The organism is Lysinibacillus sp. OL1, assembly GCF_004332175.1.
Classification (GTDB): domain Bacteria; phylum Bacillota; class Bacilli; order Bacillales_A; family Planococcaceae; genus Lysinibacillus; species Lysinibacillus capsici.
In genome coordinates this window covers 82,426-106,770 of sequence record NZ_SJDS01000013.1, presented here as the reverse complement: position 1 = coordinate 106,770, position 24,345 = coordinate 82,426, and the positions used below count along the sequence as shown (strand labels likewise).

The following is a 24,345-nucleotide window of genomic DNA, read 5'->3' as shown; positions in this document are numbered from 1 at the left end:
TACAAATTGGAAGGAAAGGACGTGGACATGAGTGCAATCATTTGATTTACAAGCGCCATATCAGCCTAACGGGGATCAGCCACAGGCCATTGCGGAATTAGTGGAGGGTGTGAAAGCAGGCAAACGTCATCAAACATTGCTTGGTGCTACTGGAACAGGTAAGACATTTACCATCTCGAATGTCATCCAGCAAGTTAAAAAACCAACACTAATCATGGCACACAATAAAACACTAGCTGGCCAGTTATATAGTGAATTTAAAGAGTTCTTCCCGAATAACGCCGTAGAATATTTTGTCAGCTACTATGATTACTACCAACCAGAAGCTTATGTACCGCAAACAGATACCTATATAGAAAAAGACTCTAGTATTAACGATGAAATTGATAAGCTGCGTCACTCTGCTACCTCTGCATTGTTTGAGCGTGAGGATGTCATTATTATTGCATCTGTGTCCTGCATTTATGGTTTAGGTTCTCCCGAAGAATATCGAGAAATGGTTGTTTCCATTCGTACAGGTATGGAAATTGAACGTAATCAGCTATTACGCAAGCTTGTAGACGTTCAGTATGAGCGAAATGATGTTAGTTTTACACGCGGAACATTTCGGGTACGTGGAGATGTAGTGGAAATCTTCCCAGCCTCTCGTGATGAGCATTGTATTCGTGTGGAATTTTTTGGGGATGAAATCGATCGTATCCGTGAGGTAGATGCACTAACGGGAGAGATTTTATCGGATCGAGAGCATGTTGCTATTTTCCCTGCATCCCACTTCGTTACACGAGAAGAGAAAATGCGTAAAGCGATTGAAAACATTGAAAAAGAATTAGAGGAACGACTTGCTTTATTACGTGCAGAAGATAAATTACTAGAGGCACAACGTTTAGAACAACGTACACGGTATGATTTAGAGATGATGCGTGAAATGGGCTTTTGCTCTGGGATTGAAAACTATTCACGTCATTTAACATTGCGTGAAGCAGGTGCCACTCCATATACGTTGCTAGATTATTTCCCCGAAAACTTTTTACTTGTGGTTGATGAAAGTCATGTAACACTCCCACAGGTTCGAGGAATGTACAATGGTGACCAAGCGCGTAAAGGTGTGCTCGTAGAACACGGCTTTCGCTTGCCATCAGCACTTGATAACCGTCCTTTGCGTTTTGAAGAGTATGAAAATCGTGTACATCAAGCAATTTATGTATCAGCCACACCTGGTCCATATGAGCTGGAGCATACACCAGAAATGGTAGAGCAAATTATCCGACCAACTGGATTATTAGATCCATTAATTGATGTACGTCCTATCGAAGGGCAAATCGATAATTTAATTGATGAGATACAAGATCGAATTGCGCGAGATGAGCGAGTTTTAGTGACAACGCTAACGAAGAAAATGTCTGAGGATTTATCGGCCTACTTGAAGGAAATGGGCTTAAAAGTAGAATACCTACATTCAGAAATTAAGACACTAGAGCGTATTGAAATTATCCGTGAGCTACGCAAAGGAACGTATGATGTGCTAATTGGTATTAATTTATTGCGTGAAGGTCTTGATATTCCTGAAGTGTCCCTTGTGGCCATTTTAGATGCTGATAAAGAAGGATTTTTACGTTCAGAGCGTTCATTGATTCAAACCATTGGTCGTGCTGCTCGTAACGCGAATGGTCATGTCATTATGTATGCAGACCATGTAACAGACTCGATGAAAAAGGCAATTGATGAAACGAAACGTCGTCGTGCGTTACAAATGGCTTATAACGAGGAGCATGGCATAACACCTCAAACGATCATTAAGAAAATCCCAGATGTGATTCGCGCAACACAAGTAGCAGAAGAAGAGGAATCCTATGTAACAAAGGCCACGAAAGGCAAAAAGCTGACAAAGGCGGAAAGAGAACAGCTCTTGGCTTCTCTAGAAGTCGAAATGAAGGAAGCAGCAAAAGCGCTTGACTTTGAACGTGCGGCTGAGTTACGAGATACAATATTTGAATTGAAGGTAGAAGGGTGAATGACTTGTGAAAAATACTGAAATCGTCGTGCAAGGTGCACGTGCTCATAATTTAAAAAATATTAATGTCACAATTCCGCGTGACCAATTAGTCGTTTTAACAGGATTATCGGGCTCCGGAAAGTCTTCTTTAGCATTTGACACAATTTATGCGGAGGGCCAGCGTCGTTACGTTGAGTCCCTTTCCGCCTATGCCCGTCAATTTCTTGGACAAATGGATAAGCCAGATGTCGATGCGATAGAAGGTTTATCGCCTGCTATTTCCATTGATCAAAAAACGACAAGTCGTAACCCACGATCTACTGTCGGTACGGTAACGGAAATCTATGATTACCTACGTTTACTTTATGCCCGCATTGGTAAACCTATCTGTCCAAATCATGGTATAGAAATCACTTCCCAAACAATTGAGCAAATGGTGGATCGTTTATTAACCTATCCTGAGAGAACTAAGATGCAGCTCCTTGCACCAATGGTTTCTGGACGTAAGGGTACCCATGTTAAACTGCTAGAAGATTTAAAAAAGCAGGGGTTTGTTCGTGTACGAATTGATGGAGAATTGCGTGATTTAGATGATGCTATCGAACTTGATAAAAATAAAAAGCATTCCATCGAAGTAGTAGTGGACCGTGTTGTTATGAAGGAAGGGATTGCTGCTCGTCTGAGTGATTCTTTAGAAACGGCTTTACGTCTAGCAGATGGACGTGTGCTTGTCGATGTGATGGAACATGAAGAGTTACTATTTAGTGAGCATCATGCCTGCCCATTATGTGGTTTTTCTATTGGTGAGTTAGAGCCTCGTATGTTTTCATTTAATAGTCCGTTTGGTGCTTGTCCAAGTTGTGATGGCTTAGGTTCAACACAAGAGGTGGATTTAGATTTAGTAGTGCCTGATTGGGATCGTTCCTTGTTAGAGCATGCCATTGCACCATGGGAGCCAACTAGTTCGCAGTACTACCCACAATTACTAAAAGCTGTATGTGATCATTACGATATTCCAATGGACGTGCCTGTGAAGGATTTGCCAAAGGAAAAGATGGATAAGGTTTTATATGGCTCTGGAAAAGACAAGATACACTTCCATTATGAAAATGAGTTTGGCAATGTGCGAGATCAAATGATTGAATTTGAAGGTGTAGTGCGCAATGTTGAGCGTCGTTTTAAAGAGACGACATCCGATTATGTTCGTGAGCAGATGGAAAAATATATGGCACAGCAGGCTTGTCCTTCATGTAAAGGGTATCGTTTAAAGCCTGAAACGCTAGCAGTGAAAGTAGCAGATAAACATATCGGTGAGGTTACACAATATTCGATTCAGGAAGCAGACACATTCTTCAAAGAGCTTGACCTCACTGAAAAGGATATGCAAATTGCTCGATTAGTTTTACGAGAAATCGAAGAACGATTGGGCTTCCTTGTGAATGTTGGTTTAGACTATTTAACATTGAGTCGTGCAGCAGGTACATTATCTGGTGGAGAGGCACAACGTATTCGCCTTGCTACGCAAATTGGTTCACGATTAACAGGAGTCCTCTATATTTTAGATGAGCCTTCGATTGGTTTGCATCAGCGAGATAATGATCGGCTGATTAGCACGTTACAAAATATGCGTGACATTGGGAATACGCTGATTGTGGTAGAGCATGATGAAGATACGATGCTTGCAGCAGATTATCTCATCGATGTAGGACCTGGAGCAGGCGTCCATGGCGGTCAAATTGTGGCAGCAGGAACACCGCAGGAAGTTATGAATAATGCAAAATCCTTAACTGGACAATATTTAAGCGGTAGAAAGTTTATTCCTTTACCAATAGAAAGACGCCAACCAAATGGTCGAAAGCTGTCTATTAAAGGTGCCAAGGAAAATAACTTACGCAATGTTAAAGTAGACGTTCCACTAGGCTTATTTGTAGCAGTGACAGGCGTGTCTGGTTCAGGGAAATCTACACTGATAAATGAAATTTTATATAAATCTTTGGCACAGAAGCTCAATCGTTCAAAGGTTAAGCCTGGCGAGCATAAAGAAGTGACAGGTATCGATGAGCTTGAAAAAGTAATCGATATTGACCAATCGCCAATTGGGCGTACACCTCGTTCAAATCCAGCAACTTATACAGGTGTTTTTGACGATATTCGCGATGTTTTTGCAGCAACAAATGAAGCAAAGGTACGAGGCTATAAAAAAGGACGCTTTAGCTTTAATGTCAAGGGCGGTCGCTGTGAAGCATGTCGTGGTGACGGCATTATTAAAATTGAGATGCATTTCCTTCCTGATGTTTATGTACCATGTGAAGTATGTCACGGCAAACGTTATAACCGTGAAACACTTGAAGTGAAGTATAAAGATAAGAGTATTGCAGATATTCTCGATATGACGATTGAGAATGCAGTAGTGTTTTTTGAAAATATTCCAAAAATCCAGCGTAAGCTACAAACGATTGTTGATGTTGGGTTGGGCTATATGAAATTAGGGCAACCAGCCACAACCTTATCGGGTGGTGAGGCACAGCGTGTAAAACTAGCCTCTGAATTACACCGACGCTCAACAGGGAAATCCTTTTATATTTTAGATGAACCAACAACAGGATTACATGCCGATGATATTGCTCGTTTACTTGTCGTGTTGCAGCGACTTGTTGAAAACGGTGATTCGGTATTAGTTATTGAGCATAACTTAGATGTGATTAAAACAGCTGATTATATCATTGACTTAGGTCCAGAAGGTGGAGACAAAGGTGGTACGATTGTTGCAACTGGTACACCTGAAGAGGTAGTAGAAGTAGCTGGCTCCTATACAGGCAAATACTTAAAACCAATTCTGGAACGTGATCGTATGAGAATGGATGCATTGCTAGCAGAAGCTTCTAAATCTTAAGGATTTTACATTCGAACTGAAATGATTAATCTGGATTGAAAGGTGATCGGAAATTGGTGAAAGTCGCTCAATCCAGATTGAAAATAATCCGAAATGGGAAGAACCCGCTCAAATAAAGGTCAGAAGTGATCCAACTAATCTAAAAAACGAGCAATAAAATCTTCAGAGGTAAAAGCCTGACGATGTTGGAATGAAAAGACCCCATTTATTCAATTTTGCAGTGAAACTTTTCACATGATGAATCGTATAAATAGTATAACGAACTGAGGGAGGCTATTTATTTATGCAAAATGAACGTCAACGAATTTTAGAACTTGTAGAAAAAGGAACAATTTCGGCACAAGAGGCGATTACATTATTAGAAGCATTAGAGCAACCTGGCAAGTCTACTCAACATGTTATGAATGATGTGTCGAAAGAGACGCAATCCTTTTCAAGTGAAAAAGAGCCATTATTTGAAGAAAAATCAAAAGATGGTGACAAGAAAAAAGATGATTTTATGAAATACTTCCAAGATGAAATGCAAGATTTTCGTAAGGATTTAACACAAATCGGTTCTCTTTTTATGGATATGATGAATACGGCTGTTAAAAAGGTAAAGGAATTTGATGTAGCTTCTCCATTTGGAGATAAAATTGAATTTACCCATACAGAAGAAGTGGCTGCTGCCAAAGTGGACAATATTATCGCTGAACTACCTAATGGTAACTTCTCATTGGAATCCAGTGAAGGAGAAACGATTCAGGTGATTTGCAAGGTAAAGGCACCTTTGATGAACGAAAGTGAAGAAGAAACTCGTAATCACTTCTTAGAGCAATTTGTTGTGAAAGAGGAAGAGCAATCACTTCGTATTTTGAGCCAATTAAAGCTTGTTCAAGTGAATGTGAAGGTGCTAGTACCAAAGGATAAACTTGAAAAATTATCTGTTCGTCTAATGAATGGTAGTGTTTCATTACAGGATACAGAATTTGAAGAATTAAAAGTGAAAACGTTAAACGGTGCCATTAAAGGAACGAAGTTTAATTTTGGAAAAGCTGAAGTGGATTCTTCTAATGGTTCCATTGAATTAACGAATGTTCGAGGTAAGGATTTAGAGGCTGAAACATTGAATGGACGTGTTTATTTGGATGGTGCATTGGATGAAGTTGAAGCTAAGTCTGTCAATGGACATGTAGTCGTCACAACATGCTCGACAAATTCTTCAAAAATTAAAGCGCAAACAGTTGCTGGGGCAGTAGAATTGTATGTCCCACGAACAATTTCATTGAGCGGTAAAGTCGTAACGAATTTCGGTAAAGTGGATGTGGGGATCCAGGATGTTTCTAAAATAGAGTCGCAAGATCAATTCTTATCCAAAGTAGTCCGTTTCGACAAAGAAGTTGAAAATGCGAATCGCCTATTTATCGAAGGTGAATCGAAAACTGGTGCTGTTTTAGTGCGCTACACAACAACAGATGAACAACAAATTTAACAGTAGGAGCATTCAAGTTAAAGCTTGAATGCTTTTTCTTTTCAAACAGGATTCGGCCTAGCATATAGAGGCGAATCTTGTTTTATTTTTGTCATATTCTTAAGGATAATGGCAAGGAAAGAATGAAATAGAAGGAACTGCCACGGATTGAAATGAAACTGTAATAAAAAAACAGAAATAGAGTGCTATAATAGTAAAAGAAATACCTCTTACATAGATGAGAGTTTTAGGTGGTTTAATCATGATAGAAATGAAAAATGTGACAAAGAAATACCCAAACGGTGTTGTTGCGACAAATGGTATTTCCGTTAATATAAAGCAAGGCGAATTTGTGTATGTAGTTGGCCCAAGTGGGGCAGGGAAATCCACATTTATTAAATTGATGTACCGTGAAGAAAAAGCAACATCAGGACAAATAATTGTAAATGGTATTGATTTAGCAACTTTAAAGAATAAGAAGGTCCCTTTTTTGCGCCGTCAACTTGGTGTAGTTTTCCAAGATTTCAAATTGCTACCTCGTTTAAATGTTTATGAGAATGTAGCGTTTGCGCTTGAAGTAATAGAGGAAAAGCCTGATGAAATCCGACGTCGGGTTATGGAAGTTCTAGAACTAGTTGGATTGAAGCATAAAGCGAGAATGTTTCCAAATGAACTTTCAGGTGGAGAGCAGCAACGTGTATCGATTGCTCGTTCAATCGTCAATGTTCCAAAAGTTGTGATTGCAGATGAACCTACAGGGAACCTTGACCCTGAAACATCATGGGAAATTATGAATTTATTTGAGGAAATTAATGCACGTGGGACAACGATTGTAATGGCAACCCACAACCGTGAAATTGTAAATACGATTCGTCGTCGTGTTATTGCAATTGAAGGCGGCTTAATTGTCCGTGATGAACACGGAGGTGAATACGGCTATGAAATTTAGTACAGTAAAGCGCCACTTCCGGGAAAGTATCAAATCACTTGGTCGAAATAGCTGGATGACCATTGCCTCTGTCAGTGCCGTTACCGTTACGCTCATTCTAGTAGGTGTTTTTGCGCTTATTATGATGAATTTAAATAAAGTAGCAACGGATTTAGAAAACGATGTCGAAATTAAAGTGTTAATTGATGAAACAGCAGATGAAGCTGCGGAAAAAGCACTCATCGAAAAAGTCAAAAAATTGCCTGGTGTCTCCGAGATGACGTATTCCACTAAGGAAGATGAGTTAACCAAGCTAGTAAAAGACTTCGGTGATGATTTTAAACTATTTGAACAGAGTAACCCTTTACGTAACGTTATTTATGTAAAAGCCGCTGATCCACAGCAAACAGCAAAAGTTGCGAAAACCATTGATAAATATGAGTATACATATGATGTAATGTATGGCGAAGGAAAAGTTGAAAAACTATTTAACTTCTTAAATATTAGTCGTAATGTAGGAATCGTACTTATTTTAGGGTTATTATTTACAGCAATTTTCTTAATTTCGAATACAATTCGTATAACGATTATAGCTCGTCGTGATGAAATAGAAATTATGAAACTTGTAGGGGCTACAAATTCATTCGTGCGTATCCCATTCTTATTAGAAGGTATGTGGCTTGGAATTTTAGGTTCAATTATTCCGATTGCAGTTGTCACAACCCTTTACCACAATATATATAAAATTATTGCACCACGTTTACAAGGAGAGCTTGTTCAATTACTAGATTTTTCTCCACTTGTGTATCAGGTAAGCGGTCTTCTGTTACTCATTGGTGTACTGATCGGTATTTGGGGAAGTTTCATGTCAGTACGTAAGTTTTTAAAAATTTAGGGACAACGGATATTTGTGAAAAAGAAAAGAATAGTCGAAGGGGAGTTCAATCGGTGAAAAGTAAGGCGAAAAACACATTAAAAACACTTGCAGTAGCATCTGCTCTAATTCTTTTTATCCAAACTCCATCAGCATATGCAACAAGTCTATCGGATTTAAAAGAAGAAAAGAAACAAGTTGAGACAAAGAAGAATCAGTTAAATTCATCTATCAGCAATAAATCAAATGCAATTACAGCTAATCAAGAAAAGCAACAACAAATCTTAGATCAAATTCAGGCATTGAACGCTGAAATCGACAAAACTAATAGTAATATTAAAAAAGTACAAGCAGATATTCGGGCAACAAATGAGGAAATTAAAAAGTTAGAAGCTTCTATTGAAGAGCTTTTGCATAAAATTGAAGAGCGCGATTTATTGTTACAAGAACGTGCACGTGCCATTCAAGCTGGGGGCTCTGTTAGTTATTTAGATGTATTGCTAGGCTCTAATAGTTTTGTAGACTTTATTGATCGTTTCTCTGCAGTTAATGCATTATTGGAAGCGGATCGTCAAATTATTCAAGATCAAAAAGATGATAAACAAAAATTAGAAGAGCAAAAGCAAATTGTAGAAGAGAAACGTAAAAACTTAGAGGGTAAAAAAGCTGAGCTTGAACGATTAAAAGCATCATTAGATAGTCAAAAAACTGAGAAAAATAAACTAGTCGACCAATTAGAAAAAGAGCAAGAAAAGCTGAAATCAGAAAAGGTATTACTTGAAAAAGAATACTCAGAGGCTTTGGAAGTAAGTCAGGAATTGCAAGATCAAATTATTGCTGAACAAAATCGTTTGGCTGAAATTGCGCGTCAGCAAGAGGCGAAACGTAAAGCAGCTGCAGCGGCCGCGGCAGCAGCTGCTGCTAACAATGGTGGCGGATCATCTGGTGGTACAGTCCATGCGCCTCAATCAAACGGAACTTGGATTAAACCAACAAATGGTCGCTTAACATCACCATATGGTTGGCGAAATCTTGGAGCAGGTCCTGAATTCCATTATGGTGTCGACCTTGCAAATGCAACAGGAACACCAATATGGGCAGCAGCAGATGGCGTAGTTTCTTACGCAGCACCACTTAGTTCGTATGGTAATGTTGTCATTCTGACGCACTCTATCGACGGACAAATTTACACAACTGTTTATGCACATTTAAGTGCATTTAATGTTAGTGTAGGACAAGAAGTAACACAAGGTCAGCAAATTGCAGCCATGGGTAGTACAGGTCGCTCTACTGGCCCACACTTACACTTTGAAGTGCATATCGGTCCTTGGAAAGGACAAGCAGTCGGCAGTGTAAATCCACTGAAATATATTCCGTTGTAAGCATAAAAGCTATACACTAGCATTTTCTAGTGTATAGCTTTTAATATTTCATCGAATGTTTCACCATTCACACTTATAGGTCTACCCATTAATAAGCAATAAACCCTTTTTGCCCTTTTTGAATATGTAATAGCCAATTAATAGGCAACATCAGCTTATTTGTTATTTAATAAGGTTCTTTTTACTCCCCAAGTAATTAAGTCGCTTTGAAAGTATAACTCCTCCCTTTTCTCATTTTGCGAAATATTCGATTGAAAGTTTCATCGCTATTATAAGATTCTAAATAATGTTATGATGAATATATACTTAGTGGGGTATTTTTATTATTGTTATTTCTGAAGATTTTCTTAAAACAGTGTGAAATAGTCTTTTTTTAAAAAGGTTCTATGCTATGCTTTCGGAGGAGGATTCGTTGAATTGATAAATACAGAGTGGTACTCAATCCGAACATTAACTTTACCAGCTACTGCAGTCGCTTTACTAATTACTTTTTTCATTGTGTGGCTTATCTTGCGCTTACAATTTTCTAAAAAGTGGTCTGAGCTATATAGTGATGCCATTTTCACCTTTATTATTGTTTGGAAGTTAAGTTTGCTTGTGACAGATTTCAAAACAGTAGTAAACAATCCAATTACATTGCTTTATTTTAATGGCGGAACAATGGGTGTTCTTCTCGGTGTCATCGTAGCATCTTTGCAAATATTGAGAAAGCGACAGAGTATACAGCTTGAGGAACAAGAGATGATAGCTGGTAGCTGGGCTATTATTCTAACACAATCCATTTATCAAATGCTTGCTGTGCTACTTAATGACAACAACACATCGAGTGAAGTTATAACATTAGCTGTGCTAAGTGTAGTCACGCTCGTCATATTATGGAGATTAGTAGCGGTGAAACAAGCTCTCATACTCTATACAATTAGCTATTTGATCGTGGCTATCTTACAGCCGCTTGGTATAGGGCAAACAGCTGTAGGTGTCAGTGTCATACTACTTTGTTTGGGCTTAACTATACAGCATGAACGAATCAATGTGGGAGGTAAGAAATGAAAAAAAATATTGGACTGCTGGTCGTTGTGCTATTAGTGGTTGCGATGATTGGTACATATGTAAAACAACAAATTGACGAAGAACGTGCCATAGATAAATCGGCTCTAGGTAAGGATATGGAGGAGCTAGAAACCGGCTTAAGCAAAGGCGATATACCGCCTGATTTCACCTTAACAAGCTTAGATGGGGAAGATATCACGTTAAGTGATCTTCGTGGAAAAAAAGTCGTTTTAAATTTCTGGGCGACATGGTGCCCACCTTGTAAGGCGGAAATGCCGCATATGCAAAGCTTCTATGATGAGTATGCAAAAGAGAAAAACGTTGAAATTATAGCGGTCAATTTAACAGAAGCTGAACGTGATGTGACTGCTGATGCCAAAGTGGACACAGTGATGACATTTAGAGATAGCTTCGAGCTAACGTTCCCTATTTTATTGGACCCAGACAATGAAGCTGGCTTGAATTATCAAGTCATCACGATTCCAACCACTTATTTTATTGATTCCAAGGGTCTCATTCAACGCGCCATCAGAGGTCCAATGGACGTGGATATGTTAAATGATTATGTAGATGCACTAGATTGATTGATAAAAAATCTGTTCGTTTTCTATAGTGGAAACGAGCAGATTTTTTTTATTTTTCATGAACAAGGTATATCCATGCGAATCAACAACCAACGTGCATGTGTAAAGTGAAATATTCTCTCTTAACAAATTTGAAAGGTAATTTTGTATGTTTGAAAAAATAGAGTCATACAGTAAAAGAGACGGAGGAGGGAAGATTTGCGCAAATTAACAGCCGGTGTCGGAGTCCTACTTAGTAGTTTGGTGGTGGGCAGTGGTATTTACTTTGATTGGTTTAATATTGGCGATAAAAAGGAGCCTGTTACGGAGGTTGATACTATTGGTGAGGCTATGACAATCATTGAAGAAAAATCAGTATACAGTACAAAAAAGGATGCATTGGTGGAGGGGGCTCTTCGTGGGATGGCTGATGCCATTAAAGATCCTTATAGCACGTATTACTCCAAGGAAGAGGCTGAGCAACATCGGCAAATGCTAGCGGAGGAACGGGTAGGCATCGGTATTGAACTAACAGAAAATAAAGGGAAGTTTATCGTTGTGTCACCTGTTCGTTCGTCACCAGCAGAGAAAGCGGGCATGCGTTCACTCGATGAAATTGTACAAGTTGATGGGGTACGGATAGATGGGAAAACAATGAGTGAATTAATGCATTTAATTCAAGGTGAAAAGGGAACGAAAGTAACCATTGTTGTCTATCGTCCAAGTGAAGATAAGCATATTAAGATGACGATGGAGCGCGCAGCAATATCTAATAAAACGGTAACTAGTGAGGTAGTGAAGGTAGAAGATACAGCCATTGGCTATGTAGTGATCTCATTATTCGGTGAAAAAACCGCCAATGAATGGGTGGCAGAAACGAGTAAATTACTTCGTAAAGATGTGGAAGGAATTGTCATCGATGTACGGGATAATCCAGGTGGTTATTTACATAGCGTCGCAGCGCTACTGAGCACAGTATTGGACAATGGCAAAGTATTTGCATATATGCAAAATGCGGAAGGTGCTATGGAACCATTAAAAACGCAAACAAAAGGCTTTGATGAAAAATATATAGAAACGATGAATAAAATTCCAATTGTTGTTTTGCAAAATCAAGGGAGTGCATCTGCTAGTGAAGTATTGAGCGGTGCTTTAAAAGGCTGGGGACGCGCTTCACTTGTTGGAGTTAAGAGCTTTGGAAAAGGGACTGTACAAGAATCTTGGGAGCTTTCCAATGGCGGGGAGCTTAAATTATCAACCAACAAATGGCTAACACCAAAACGTGAATGGATTCATGGGCAGGGCATTGAAGCCAGTTTAATGATCGAGCAAAATGAATTATTTGCTTTTCAACTTCATCCACTAACAGGTAAGTTTAAAGTGGGCGATATGAGTGAAGAGATTTCCTATTCACAAAACGCCTTGCAGAAACTAGGCTATCAAATCGATCGTTTAGATGGCTATCTGGATGAAACAACCGCAGAAGCCGTTAATCTTTATCGTAAACAGAAAAAATTAAAGCTAGCAGAGGACGAATTTTATATGGACACGACTTTCTTTAATAGTTTAAACGAAACGTTAAAGGATTTTAAAGCCGATCGTCAAAATGATCAACAATTCCAAATGGCCACTAGTTTTTTACTGCATACGATTGACCAATAAAACTTGCTGACAGAACAAAAATACTATAATACAAAGCTTTCTATGAGTTTGTACTACGCAAGCGTGTAGTCCTTTGATACAATAAATTCATAGTATTCAAGATAGAAATGGCGGGTGTTCGTATGGTTAGTGAGATATTAATAGAAATTGTAACAGCGATTGGCCGCTTTTTACTCAACCCATTACTATATATAGTCATAATATTTGCTATTATTTTAGGTTATCGTCGAGTAAAACAGGAGCGTAAATATTTTAATAGACGTATTATTTGGGGCTGGACGGAGCTAATCGGACAATGGAAAGATGGGTGGCTCTATGCACTAATTATTTCTATCATTAGTATTGGAGCAGGTCTAACTGTCCCAAAGGAATTTTTAATCATTTTAACGGCAGTTTCTATAGTAGCACTTATCTTGTTTGTCATGAATGCAATGTCGCCTATTTTGACAATGGGGATTGCCACACTTGCCATATGGGGTATGTCCTATTACAATTGGTCATTTTCCTGGTGGAAAATTTCGGTAGAGGCTGTCCATTTAGAGAGTGGCGCAATTGTGACAATTACCATTCTTGCGGGCCTTTGTGTTATTGCAGAAGGGCTATTAATTCGACGTATGGCGATGAAGGTTACAACACCTTGTATTGAGAAAACGAAGCGGGGTATGCAGGCAATTGTCTATCGGTCAAAAAATGTATGGGTATTACCTATTTTCTTTGTTATTCCTGGTGATGCGATTTCGGCTATATTCCCATATTGGCCACAGTTTACGATAGGTCATAATAGCTTTGCACTTGTGTTATTTCCACTTGTCATTGGCTTTACTAAACTGACAAGAAAGGAATTACCAGCTTACATGTATCCAAAAATTGGCCGACCTGTCTTTTTACTTGGACAGCTTATTTTAATAGGAGGATTGGCTGCATATTTTGAGCCAGTGATTGGCTTCATTACACTTGCTGTTGGTGTAATTATCCGCATTATAATTGCTATCTACTTTGCACAACAGGAAAAAACAGATCATTATGCAGTTGCGCCAAGTACGAAGGGTGCTATTATTGCAGCCGTTCTTCCTGATTCACCTGCTGAGAAGATGGGCTTACTTGCAGGAGAATGTATCCGCAAAGTAAATGGTGTGTCAATTTTTACAGAAAATGAGTTATACGAAGCACTGCAATTAAATGCAGCTCATTGTCGTCTAGAGGTTTTAGACAGAAACAATGAATTACGTTTAACGCAACATGTGATTTATAGCAATGATCATTACCGTATTGGCTTATTATTAGCTGAGCCGAGGGAAGTATAATGGACGTTTTTGGGAAAATGATGCTAGCATTATTCATACCAGCTTTATTGGTATTACTATTCACTAGAATTACCTATAACCGCTATGTTGCATTATTATTAGCCATTGCACTTATTGCTGCCTCTGTATATGCAGGCTATACATCCCCACCTATTATTTTCGTTATCGATGCATTTTCATTAACAGTAGGCTTTTGGCTAGCAAGTAAAATGAATAAATAAGGAAAGGTCAGTCCAGGCAATAGGACTGACCTTTTTACATGAAAAATCGCACGGCTGCCATAATGATTACTCCTGCAACTACTGTTATCGATAAGCTTTTTGTGACAAGGGCAATAATAAGCGTAGGAACAAATGTAATAAAGACTGGCCAATCAAGTGTCACTACTTTGCCGCTTTCAGTATCTATTAAATTTTCAATGACAAGAGCACTTAATATACAAACAGGAATAAAACTAAGCCATTTTAGCACAACATCAGGTAGTGTTACACTACGCACAAAAATAAATGGAATGACACGCGGTAGCCATGTTACAAGTGCGCAGCCGATAATAAGCCAGACCATATAAGAAGTTGTTGTCATTTATCTGTCACCACCCCAATTGTTGCGACAATCACAGTTGCCAGTAGTACAGCCACATGTGAAGGGACTACATAAGAAAGACCGTACATAATAACCGCCATATAGCCAATTAACTTGATATAATGCATGATTCTACTTTTACCAACACTGCTCAATTGCAAAACTAAAAGTGCAACAAACATGGCAACCAAGGCAAAATCTAAACCCCATTTTTCAGGATTTGCTACCCACTGTCCTAAAAAGGCACCCGTAACACAGGAAAGAATCCAAAAGATATAGGCTGTTATATTTAACCCATCCATCCATTTACCATATAATTTACCTGTTTGCATTTGCTTTGTTACGGCTACACCAAAGGTTTCATCCGTTAATAATGTACCAAAGCCAACATTTCTAAGCATGGAGTAGCGCGTAAAGTGAGGTGCTAATGTTAAACTCATTAATAAATGGCGTAGATTCACTACGAAAATGGTTACAATGATAGCAGAGGCAGGGCTACTTGTTAAAAGTAGTGCACAAAAAATAAATTGTGCAGAACCTGCGTAAATCAGTATCGTTAATAGCGCGATTTCAAGGACAGATAACCCTGAAGCGGAACCTACAACCCCAAATGCAAGTCCTATACTAATATAACCGAGTAATGTAGGCACGCAATCTTTCACGCCTTGTAAAAAACTGTCATTGGAAGAGCTTGTTGTGTCATCATGTTGAAGCTCTGTTGTACTTGTCATAAATAGGTCATCCTTTCTTGATAATTTCCATGTATACTATTGATGGAATTGTTTGATAGTTCTTGATGTTTATTAAAGTATACATATGTCTGATAAAATAAACAATAGAAATTGGTGAGTAAAGATGGAACAAATGAGTCGAAATTTAGCATTTCAATTAAAGAAAATTAGACAGCAACGTCATTTAAGTCTCGATGATGTGGCCAAAGCGACAGGTGTCAGTAAAGCACAGCTTGCACAAATCGAAAAAGGGGAGGCCAATCCGACTGTTTCAACAATTTGGAAAATTGCAGCGGGTATGCGTATGTCATTCTCTTCATTATTACAGCCGCCAACTGCCCATTACATGCGTTATAGCAGTAAAGATGTACCACATGTCGATGAGGATGAGGGACGCTATCGTGTTTACTCTATAATTCCGTATAATCCAGAGCGAGGCTGGGAGTTTTATAAGGTTGAAATGGAGCCAGGGGCAGTTAGTAGGAGTGAAGCCCATACAGAAGGGGTAGAGGAAACTGTAATGGTTATTAAAGGACAAGCAGTTATTTCTGCTGGAGACATGCATGAATTACTAGATGAAGGGGATACACTAGTATTCTCAGGGCATCAACCCCATGAATATCGCAATACTTCAGAAGGGTTAACAATTTTTCATTTAATTTTACAGTATAAATAGAGGTGTCGATATTGAATGAATGGTTTACTGTAGAAAATATTGAACAGGTTGCGGCGCAGTATCGAACGTTCGGCCCAATCATTGGTTTACTGCTCCCGTTTTTAGAGGCGTTTTTACCATTCCTACCATTAGTCGTATTCGTTGTGGCGAATGCCAGTGCATTCGGCTTATGGCTAGGATTTCTATTATCTTGGCTAGGCTCTGTAGCTGGCTCCTATGCAGTTTTCTTACTTGTGCGTCATTTTGGCAAACATCCAAGATTAAAATTTTTAACAGGTAGTAAAAAAGTACAGAAGCTTATTAAATGGGTGGATATGAATGGCATCAGCCCTCTTTTTGTCCTCCTCTGCTTCCCTTTTACACCATCTGTGATTGTCAATATTGTAGCGGGATTGTCACATATCCATAAAAAATTTTACTTAATCGTTTTGCTTGCAGGAAAGTTTGTCATGATTTTAGGTATGAGTGTATTGGGCTATGATTTAAAATCGCTTTTGACAAGCCCAGTGAGATTGATAATTGCAGCTGTGGCCATTGTTATTTTATGGTGGGTTGGGAAGTTGATAGAGAAGCGTTTGAATGCCCGTGTAGAAAGAGATTTAAAGCAAGCGCGAAATTTGACGAAAAAGCAGGATCACCATGCCAGTTAGTAAAAATTTGTAGCCTCTTTCATTATGTGAAGAGGCTGCTTTTTTGTGTAATAAATTATCCTTTTTATAGGTAGGTGAAGGTTGATAGATAGTATTTACTAGTTTTTTTCGATAGAATTTAAGATAGATGATTTATGTTGTTTTTAGTAGGCTGGGAAAACTGCTCCACCATAGATGAGAAGCGATCAATAGTCTGGAGAAGCCGCTCCAAAATAGATGAGAAGTAATCAATTCAGTGAAAGAATCGCTCAAATAAAAGTACAAATTTTTATTTCATTAAAAGAGAGACACCCGCAACAGCAAGTTAATGAGGAGGGGGAAAGTAAATGACATTGCGTATTGTTTCAGGACGTTCGGGAACAGGAAAATCCGCATTTATTCATCAGGAAATTGTTGAGCAATTAAAGACAGATCCATTGGGACATCCAATTTTCATTATAGTGCCTGACCAAATGTCTTATTCTACGGAATATGAGCTGACAAATAAGCATGGTTTACAAGGCTTGATTCGAGCACAGGTGATGACGTTTAAACGTTTAGCATGGTTGGTTTTACAGGAAACAGGAGGTATTGCTCGTAAAGAAGTGAATGGCTATGGCTATCGAATGCTTATACGTAAACTTTTGGAGGAACAAAAAAGCGAGTTTTCCTTATTTCGACAAGCAGCAGGAAAACGTGGCTTTACGGAGGAAATTGAAACCCTTTTAAGAGAATTTAGTCGCTATAGCGTCAATAGCTCAGTCTTGGCAGAGGTAACGGAATCGTTAAAGGCAATAGATGCACCTAATACATTGCAGGCGAAAGCGAATGATTTACATGTCGTTTTGCAGGCATTGGAGGAACGACTTGGTACGACCTATGTTGACAGCGAGGGCTATTATCCGATTTTAACGGAGCAACTGAAGTATGCAGAAACGATGAAGCAAGCGACCATCTATATTGATGGTTTCACCGCTTTCACTGTGCGAGAGTTAGAACTGGTTCGTGAATTGTTAAAGGTAACGAAGCAAGTAACTGTCGTCCTTCCATTTGATCATATGGATGAAGCCTTTGATGAACAAGCTTTATTCCATGAAGCAGCGTTAACGAATCAACGTCTTCATGATATAGCAAAAGAAGAGGGCATTGATGTTGAATTACCATTACATTTTTATAAGACTCAAAGATTTCATTCTAAAGATTTACAGCATGTGGAGGCAAAGTTTGCTGTTTTGGAGCCCCAAACGATAAAAACTTCAGGAGATGTAACCGTGCTTGAAGCATCAAATCGTCGAGCAGAGATACATGCGATTGCCCGGGAAATAACAAAACTGACAAGAGAAGACGGTTTTCGCTATCAGGATATCGTACTTTTGTATAGACAAGCAGATCTCTACGATCCACTTATTACAAGTATTTTCCAACAATATGAAATTCCTATTTTTACAAATACAAAAAAGACAATGCTACATCATCCATTAATAGAGCTAAGTCGTTCAGCCTTGGAGGTTATGACCTCGAATTGGAAATATGAGCCAGTTTTTCGTAGTGTCAAAACCGATTTGTTTTTCCCATTACAAGCGGAGCTAACAATTTGGCGTGAGCGAGCAGATCGATTAGAAAATTATTGCTTGGCACAAGGCATCTATGGTGAACGATGGTTTGAGGAGGCACGTTGGTTTTATAAAAAATATCGAGGTCTAGAATTCCATTCGCGTGTACAAACAGATGAGGAGCGTGCAATGCAGGCAGAAATCGAGGCCATTCGAGATGAAATTCGCCAACCTCTAAAACTTTTACAAGACAAGCTTGATAGCGCCAAAAATGGCAGAGATATTGCGACTGCTTTATTTGAATTTATAGAGTCATTACAGGTATATGATAAACTGCAAGCCATGAAAGATCGTGAGCTAGAGCGAGGTGACGCATTAGCTGCAAGTGAACATGAACAAGCTTGGAATGAATGGATTGCTGTTCTTGACCAATTCGTTTATATGTTTGGAGAGCAGGAGATGTCTGTAGAGCAAGCAGCCAAAATTCTTGATGAAGGCTTTGATACATTAGAATTTTCAAGAATTCCGCCAACCCTTGATGAAGTAATGGTGGCTACTGTTGATTTAGCTCGTTTATCCAATATCAAAGTCGCTTTTGTAATAGGAATGAATGATGGTGTTTATCCAACTCGGATGGAGTATGAGGGCTTGTTGTCAGATATCGAACGTGAATGGTTTAGTCAAATTGGCTATGAGCTTGCTCCTACCTCTACTAATCGTTTATTACAGGAAAATTTCTTGTTCTATCGCGCTATTACAACGCCATCTAACAAATTGTATATGACCTATCCTACGGCGGATGAGGAAGGCAAGGCACTTCTAGCCTCACTTTATATTAAGAAAATAATAGGAAATGACAAAAAGGCTGGCTTATTAAGTGGTGTTTCGATAGAACGAGTGGTAGTCGATCCGATTGAATTACTAGATGGGGATGTTTTATCATATTTACGCCATCCAAGGACTGCATTGGCACATCTAATGGTACAGCTACGTCAAGCTGAACATAGCCGTGAACTAGCTCCAGAATGGCTAGCTTTACAAAGATTTTATAAACAAGATCCGTATTGGGCACTCATTTTCGACCGCGTACTTTATCCAATTACCCATAAAAATGAGGCTGAGCCACTTGAAACCTATATTACACAGGAATTATATGGTCAGAAGCTAACATCCAGTGTGTCGCGAATTGAGAAATACTTCAGATGTCCTTTTTCTCATTTCACTACGTATGGCCTACGTCTTGAAGAACGAGCTGAGTATCGGCTAGAAACGTTTGCAATGGGTGACTTATTCCATGAGGCATTAAAGTGGATTACAGAGGAAACACATCGTCAGCAATTATCTTGGATTCGTTTAACAACAAAGCAAATTAAACAATTAGCACGTCAAGCAGTAGAACAAATTGTTCCAGTTTTTTCCCATCAAATCCTATTATCCAGTGCCCGCTATCGCTATATTCAGCGTAAGCTAATTCGAATTGTTGAGCGTACAATGACAGCACTGACACAGCATGCAAATGTATCACACTTCAAACCAATTGCAATTGAGGCGTCGTTTGGTCCTGGACAACATGAACAGCTACCACCATTAGAGATTGATTTGACTGGTGGTAAGAAAATGTTTATGCGTGGACGTATTGATAGAGTGGATAGTGCAACGATAGATGACCGCTCTTATTTGCGGATTGTCGACTATAAATCCTCAGCTCGTGACCTTGATTTAAATGAGGTTTATTACGGATTATCCTTACAGGTCCTAACATATTTAGATGTGGCAATGGAAAATAGTTCTTACTGGCTCTCAGGTGAAGCAGAGCCAGCAGGGGTACTGTATGTCCATGTCCATAATCCGATGCTGAAGCTGGATAAAGATTTGACGGACAGTGAAATAGAAGAGGATCGTTTAAAGCAGTATAAAATGAAAGGTTTGCTATCTGAAAATGCTGAAGCGATTTTATCGATGGACGAGCAATTGGAAGAAAGTAGCGGACATTCAAAAATCATTCCTGTCTATATGAAAAAAGATGGGACACCGTCTGAGTCACAATCGCGTATAGTTCCTGTCAATGATATGAAAAAGTTGCAGCATTTTGTTCGTCGTAAACATCAGGAGGCAGGGAATGGTATCTTATCTGGTGATACGGCCATTAGCCCCTATAAATTAAAAGCTAAAACGGCATGTGATTATTGTCAATTTGCTGCGGTTTGCCAATTTGATCCATCAGATGGTAAACAAAGCTATCGTCAATTAATGCAAGCAAAGCCGAATGATATTGTCGATAAAATTCGGAAGGAGATAGAATAGCATGGTACAAACAATTCCTGTTAAGCCAGTAGATGTCACATGGACAGACGATCAGTGGAAGGCCATTTATGCTAGCGGTCAAGATACGCTTGTTTCGGCTGCAGCAGGGTCTGGGAAAACAGCGGTTCTGATCAATCGTATGATTGAAAAAGTCATTGCTACTGAAAACCCGATCAATGTAGATGAACTATTGGTAGTGACCTTTACAAATGCCTCAGCCGCTGAAATGCGCCATCGTATGTCTGAGGCATTAGAAAAGGCGATAGCAGAAAATCCAACATCTAATCATTTAAGACGGCAGCTAAGTCTTGTGAATAAAGCACAAATTTCTACGCTACATTCATTCTGTTTAGCAATTGTGAAGCAATATGCGTACTTACTTGATATAGACCCAGGCTTCCGTATTGCCAATGAAGCAGAAATAGCATTATTGCGAGATGATGTTTTAGCAGAAGTTTTAGAAGATGCCTACGATGCGGAGGATGAGGCTCACGTACAAGCCATCTATCGTCTTGTCGATAGCTTTACCTCAGATCGTGATGATCAAGCCATCGAAACGCTGATTAGTAAACTTTATGATACGTCTCGTGTCCATGCTGAGCCTCAAAAATGGCTTTGGAGCCTGCCGAAAGCTTATGAATTAGCTGAGGAAGTGACAATCGATGATTTAGAGCTATCTCAATACGTCAAATTAACCGTACGTCATAGCCTGGAAGAGGCGTTTATGCTAATTTCTGAAATGCGCACAATTACATTACAGCCAGATGGACCTGCACCCTATGCAGAAACGGCAGAGGTAGATTTTGCTATGATTCAGGAAGGGATACGCATTAGTCAAAGTGGGACATGGCAGGAGCTATTTGATTATTTTGCAACGGTTAAATGGTCTACCTTAAAGCGGGTATCGAAGGATGCACTAGTTAATGTAGAGCTACAGGAGCTCGCGAAGAAAAAACGAGAAGCAGCCAAAAAAATGATGAATAAAATCAAGGAGACATATTTTGTTCGTACGCCTGCACGGCTACTTGAGGAAATAAGGTTAATGGCACCGACCATTACTACGCTAGTTGAATTGACCACTACATTTAGTGAACAATTTCGACTAGCCAAGTTAGAACGGGGAATCATTGACTTTTCAGATTTAGAGCATTATGCACTTCAAATTTTAACGGTAGAGATAGATGGTGCACTTCATCCATCACCGGTTGCACTAGATATGAAAAAGCGTTTTAAAGAAGTACTTGTGGATGAATATCAAGATACCAATATGCTACAGGAAACCATCTTACAGCTTGTCAAAACGGGTGAAGAACAAGACGGCAACCTTTTTATGGTTGGGGATGTTAAACAAAGTATATACCGTTTCCGATTAGCTGAGCCAAAGCTTTTTATGAAAAAATATAGTGAATATTTGGAGTCGCCTGATGTAACGGGGATGCGAATTGATTTAAACGCTAACTTCCGAAGTCGAAAAGAAGTATTAAATGCTACAAACTATGTTTTTGCACAAATTATGAGTGAGCGTGTCGGTGAGATTTCGTATGATGACAATGCGTCACTTAAGCCTGCTGCGCCCTATGATGATAAAGAAATACCTGTTGAGCTGGTCGTATTGCATCCACCACAGGAAGAGGAAACACTAGAAGAACTGGAAGAACTAAGCAATGAGGCAACGGAGCTAGAGGAATTAAAAAAATCACAATACGAGGCACGATTTATTATCGATCGTATACGTCAAATGATGGAAGATGGAACAACCGTATACGATACGAAAACAAAAACAGAGCGACCATTAAAGTATAGTGATATTGTGATTTTAATGCGCTCGATGACATGGTCAACAGACTTAGTAGAGGAATTTAAGCTGGCAGGGATTCCACTCTATGCAGAATCATCTAAAGGCTATTTTGACGCACTCGAAGTAATGATTATGTTAAATGTCCTGAAGGTAGTCGATAATCCCTATCAGGATATCCCCTTAGCCTCTGTACTGCGCGCACCGTTTGTTGGTTTAACGGAAAATGAGCTGGCGAAAATTCGTTTAGCCGATCAAAAGGTACCTTTTTATGATGCTTTACGACAATTTATTCGTAGTGAAGGACATGGTGTGCAAACCACTACATTTGAGAAGTTGCAACGCTTTATGCTAGCCTTTGAAAATTGGCGTGATTTAGCACGTCGTGGATCATTATCAGATTTAATTTGGAAAATTTATTTAGATACACATTATTATGAAATGGTTGGGGCAATGCCGAATGGCAAACAGCGTCAAGCAAATCTACGCGTATTACATGATCGTGCATTAATGTATGAAAAAACGGCATTTCGTGGGCTATTCCGTTTTTTACGCTTTATTGATCGTATGCGTATGCGTGGCGATGATTTAGGTACGGCCAAATCAATTGGCGAAAAGGATGATGTAGTACGTCTGGTGACAATACACTCTTCCAAGGGTTTAGAATATCCAGTCGTCTTTGTGGCAGGAATGGGACGTCCGTTTAATAAAATGGATTTTCATCAACCCTATTTGTTTGATCAAGATTTTGGACTAGCTGTTAAGGCCATTGATCCCGAAAATCGTATCACCTATACATCGTTACCGTTTTTAGCATTGAAGGAGAAAAAAGAACTGGAGATGCGTGCAGAAGAAATGCGTGTCTTATATGTTGCGATGACTCGTGCGAAGGAGCGTTTGATTTTAGTAGGCTCAGTGAAGAACTGGGAGAAAACACGCGACAACTGGCAGGACGCACAAAGTTTACCAATGGATGCACCGCTTCAAGAATATTTACGTGCAAGAGCTAACAGCTATTTGGACTGGGTTGGCCCAGCAGTAGCAAGACATGCAGATTTTGCAGTAGTAGCAAGCACATCTTATAAAGAAGTGGAGGATCAATCACATTGGTGGGTTCAAGCCATCGATACAAAGCATTATTCATATGAGATAGAGGCGATGGGCGATGAAGTACAGCAAGTGCTTGCGATGCAAGAGGATGAGGACTTACTGGCTGAAATCACTACCCGCTTTCAAGCGCAGTATGTCTATCAAAAATCTACAAGAAAGCGCTCCAAAACATCTGTTAGTGAAATAAAGCGATTAGAAAATTTACAGCGCCAGGAGGAACCTGAATTTTATTTTGCCTCTCCTATCACGCAAAAGGCTTCGTCCATTGCACCTCGACCCGCTTTTTTACAGGAGCAACAGCTAACTGGTGCTGAAATTGGTACAGCTGTGCACACAGTGATGCAGCATGTTCCTCAATATGGCTTTAGTCATATCGATGCTGTAAGGGACTTTGTGGAGGATTTAGTGGCAAGACAGCTTTTAACAGAGGCGGAGGGCAAAGTAGTTCCGCAAGCGAAAATTTATCGTTTTTTTGAGACAGAAATAGGGCAACGCTTTCAACGCGCGAGGCAGATACGTAGAGAAATGCCGTTTACAATTAGTAGAATCGATGAAGATGGTGATGCTCAAATTGTGCAAGGGATCATTGACTGCCTATTTGAGGATGAATACGGTAATTGGGTCTTGTTGGATTATAAAACGGATCGTATACAATCTCATTTTGCGCAGGAGCCAGCCTTGTCAAAGGAAATACTAGGTCGTTATGCCGTACAGCTTCGTGTTTATAGCGAAGCCATTGAATCCATCTTACACATCAAGGTGAACGATAAAGTATTATTTTTATTCGATAATGAACAGATCATACACGCATAAAGAACTTGTTACGGGCAAAGTGGGGCAAAGTTTTTTCTTGCCCTGCTTTCACC

At 39.3% G+C, this 24,345-nt stretch carries 17 protein-coding genes; 15 read left to right on the top strand and 2 right to left on the bottom strand.

What is annotated here, in order from left to right:
• The first annotated feature begins 31 nt into the window (after nt 1-31).
• The 11 genes from uvrB to EW028_RS20055 all read left to right on the top strand — a co-directional run bounded on the left by uvrB (nt 32) and on the right by EW028_RS20055 (nt 14,320).
• Complete coding sequence (gene uvrB / locus EW028_RS20110) at nt 32-2,011, top strand: excinuclease ABC subunit UvrB (RefSeq protein ID WP_131522089.1); 1,980 nt, start codon at nt 32-34, stop codon at nt 2,009-2,011.
• Nucleotides 2,012-2,018: 7 nt separating this feature from the next.
• Nucleotides 2,019-4,886, top strand: coding sequence for an excinuclease ABC subunit UvrA (uvrA, locus tag EW028_RS20105; RefSeq protein ID WP_131522088.1), 2,868 nt, complete (start codon nt 2,019-2,021; stop codon nt 4,884-4,886).
• A gap of 283 nt (nt 4,887-5,169) precedes the next feature.
• Complete coding sequence (locus tag EW028_RS20100; RefSeq protein WP_131522087.1) at nt 5,170-6,357, top strand: DUF4097 family beta strand repeat-containing protein; 1,188 nt, start codon at nt 5,170-5,172, stop codon at nt 6,355-6,357.
• 241 nt (nt 6,358-6,598) lie between these two features.
• On the top strand, nt 6,599-7,285 hold the full coding sequence (gene ftsE / locus EW028_RS20095; RefSeq protein ID WP_016991524.1) for a cell division ATP-binding protein FtsE: 687 nt from the start codon (nt 6,599-6,601) through the stop codon (nt 7,283-7,285).
• Nucleotides 7,275-8,159, top strand: a complete 885-nt coding sequence (gene ftsX, locus EW028_RS20090) for a permease-like cell division protein FtsX (RefSeq protein ID WP_004227513.1) — start codon at nt 7,275-7,277, stop codon at nt 8,157-8,159. Before ftsE ends, ftsX begins: the two co-directional genes overlap by 11 nt.
• 53 nt (nt 8,160-8,212) lie before the next feature.
• The gene (locus EW028_RS20085; RefSeq protein ID WP_131522086.1) at nt 8,213-9,520 is read left to right on the top strand and encodes a murein hydrolase activator EnvC family protein; all 1,308 of its coding nucleotides are present in this window, start codon (nt 8,213-8,215) and stop codon (nt 9,518-9,520) included.
• Between the two features lie 417 nt (nt 9,521-9,937).
• A complete protein-coding gene (locus EW028_RS20075) occupies nt 9,938-10,570 on the top strand; it encodes a hypothetical protein (protein WP_131522085.1) in 633 nt (210 codons plus the stop codon).
• On the top strand, nt 10,567-11,154 hold the full coding sequence (locus EW028_RS20070; protein WP_131522084.1) for a redoxin domain-containing protein: 588 nt from the start codon (nt 10,567-10,569) through the stop codon (nt 11,152-11,154). The genes EW028_RS20075 and EW028_RS20070 overlap by 4 nt, the downstream gene beginning before the upstream one ends.
• A 198-nt stretch (nt 11,155-11,352) precedes the next feature.
• Nucleotides 11,353-12,795 carry a S41 family peptidase gene (locus EW028_RS20065; RefSeq protein WP_131522083.1) on the top strand — a complete coding sequence of 481 codons (1,443 nt, stop codon included), beginning with the start codon at nt 11,353-11,355 and terminating at the stop codon, nt 12,793-12,795.
• A 122-nt stretch (nt 12,796-12,917) separates the two neighbouring features.
• On the top strand, nt 12,918-14,099 hold the full coding sequence (locus EW028_RS20060; RefSeq protein ID WP_131522082.1) for a PDZ domain-containing protein: 1,182 nt from the start codon (nt 12,918-12,920) through the stop codon (nt 14,097-14,099).
• Nucleotides 14,099-14,320 carry a DUF2198 family protein gene (locus EW028_RS20055; protein WP_004227503.1) on the top strand — a complete coding sequence of 74 codons (222 nt, stop codon included), beginning with the start codon at nt 14,099-14,101 and terminating at the stop codon, nt 14,318-14,320. The genes EW028_RS20060 and EW028_RS20055 overlap by 1 nt, the downstream gene beginning before the upstream one ends.
• Before the next feature lie 34 nt (nt 14,321-14,354).
• Here EW028_RS20055 and EW028_RS20050 read toward each other — a convergent pair whose 3' ends face one another.
• Together EW028_RS20050 and EW028_RS20045 are read right to left on the bottom strand one after the other, a co-directional pair.
• Entirely contained in the window at nt 14,355-14,681 is a 327-nt protein-coding gene (locus tag EW028_RS20050) for an AzlD domain-containing protein (RefSeq protein ID WP_048392045.1), read from the bottom strand.
• Nucleotides 14,678-15,412 (bottom strand): AzlC family ABC transporter permease, encoded by a 735-nt coding sequence (locus tag EW028_RS20045; protein WP_131522081.1) that lies wholly within the window; start codon nt 15,410-15,412, stop codon nt 14,678-14,680. The genes EW028_RS20050 and EW028_RS20045 overlap by 4 nt, the downstream gene beginning before the upstream one ends.
• A 124-nt stretch (nt 15,413-15,536) precedes the next feature.
• On the opposite strand from EW028_RS20045, the gene EW028_RS20040 reads away from it, so the two are divergent.
• From EW028_RS20040 to addA, 4 genes are all read left to right on the top strand, one after another.
• On the top strand, nt 15,537-16,088 hold the full coding sequence (locus tag EW028_RS20040; protein WP_048392043.1) for a helix-turn-helix domain-containing protein: 552 nt from the start codon (nt 15,537-15,539) through the stop codon (nt 16,086-16,088).
• An 11-nt stretch (nt 16,089-16,099) separates the two neighbouring features.
• Entirely contained in the window at nt 16,100-16,738 is a 639-nt protein-coding gene (locus tag EW028_RS20035) for a TVP38/TMEM64 family protein (protein ID WP_131522080.1), read from the top strand.
• A gap of 326 nt (nt 16,739-17,064) precedes the next feature.
• The gene (gene addB / locus EW028_RS20030) at nt 17,065-20,574 is read left to right on the top strand and encodes a helicase-exonuclease AddAB subunit AddB (RefSeq protein WP_131522079.1); all 3,510 of its coding nucleotides are present in this window, start codon (nt 17,065-17,067) and stop codon (nt 20,572-20,574) included.
• Nucleotide 20,575: 1 nt separating this feature from the next.
• Nucleotides 20,576-24,292: a helicase-exonuclease AddAB subunit AddA gene (gene addA, locus EW028_RS20025; RefSeq protein WP_131522078.1), complete on the top strand. Its 3,717-nt coding sequence runs from the start codon at nt 20,576-20,578 to the stop codon at nt 24,290-24,292.
• The last annotated feature ends 53 nt before the right edge of the window (nt 24,293-24,345 follow it).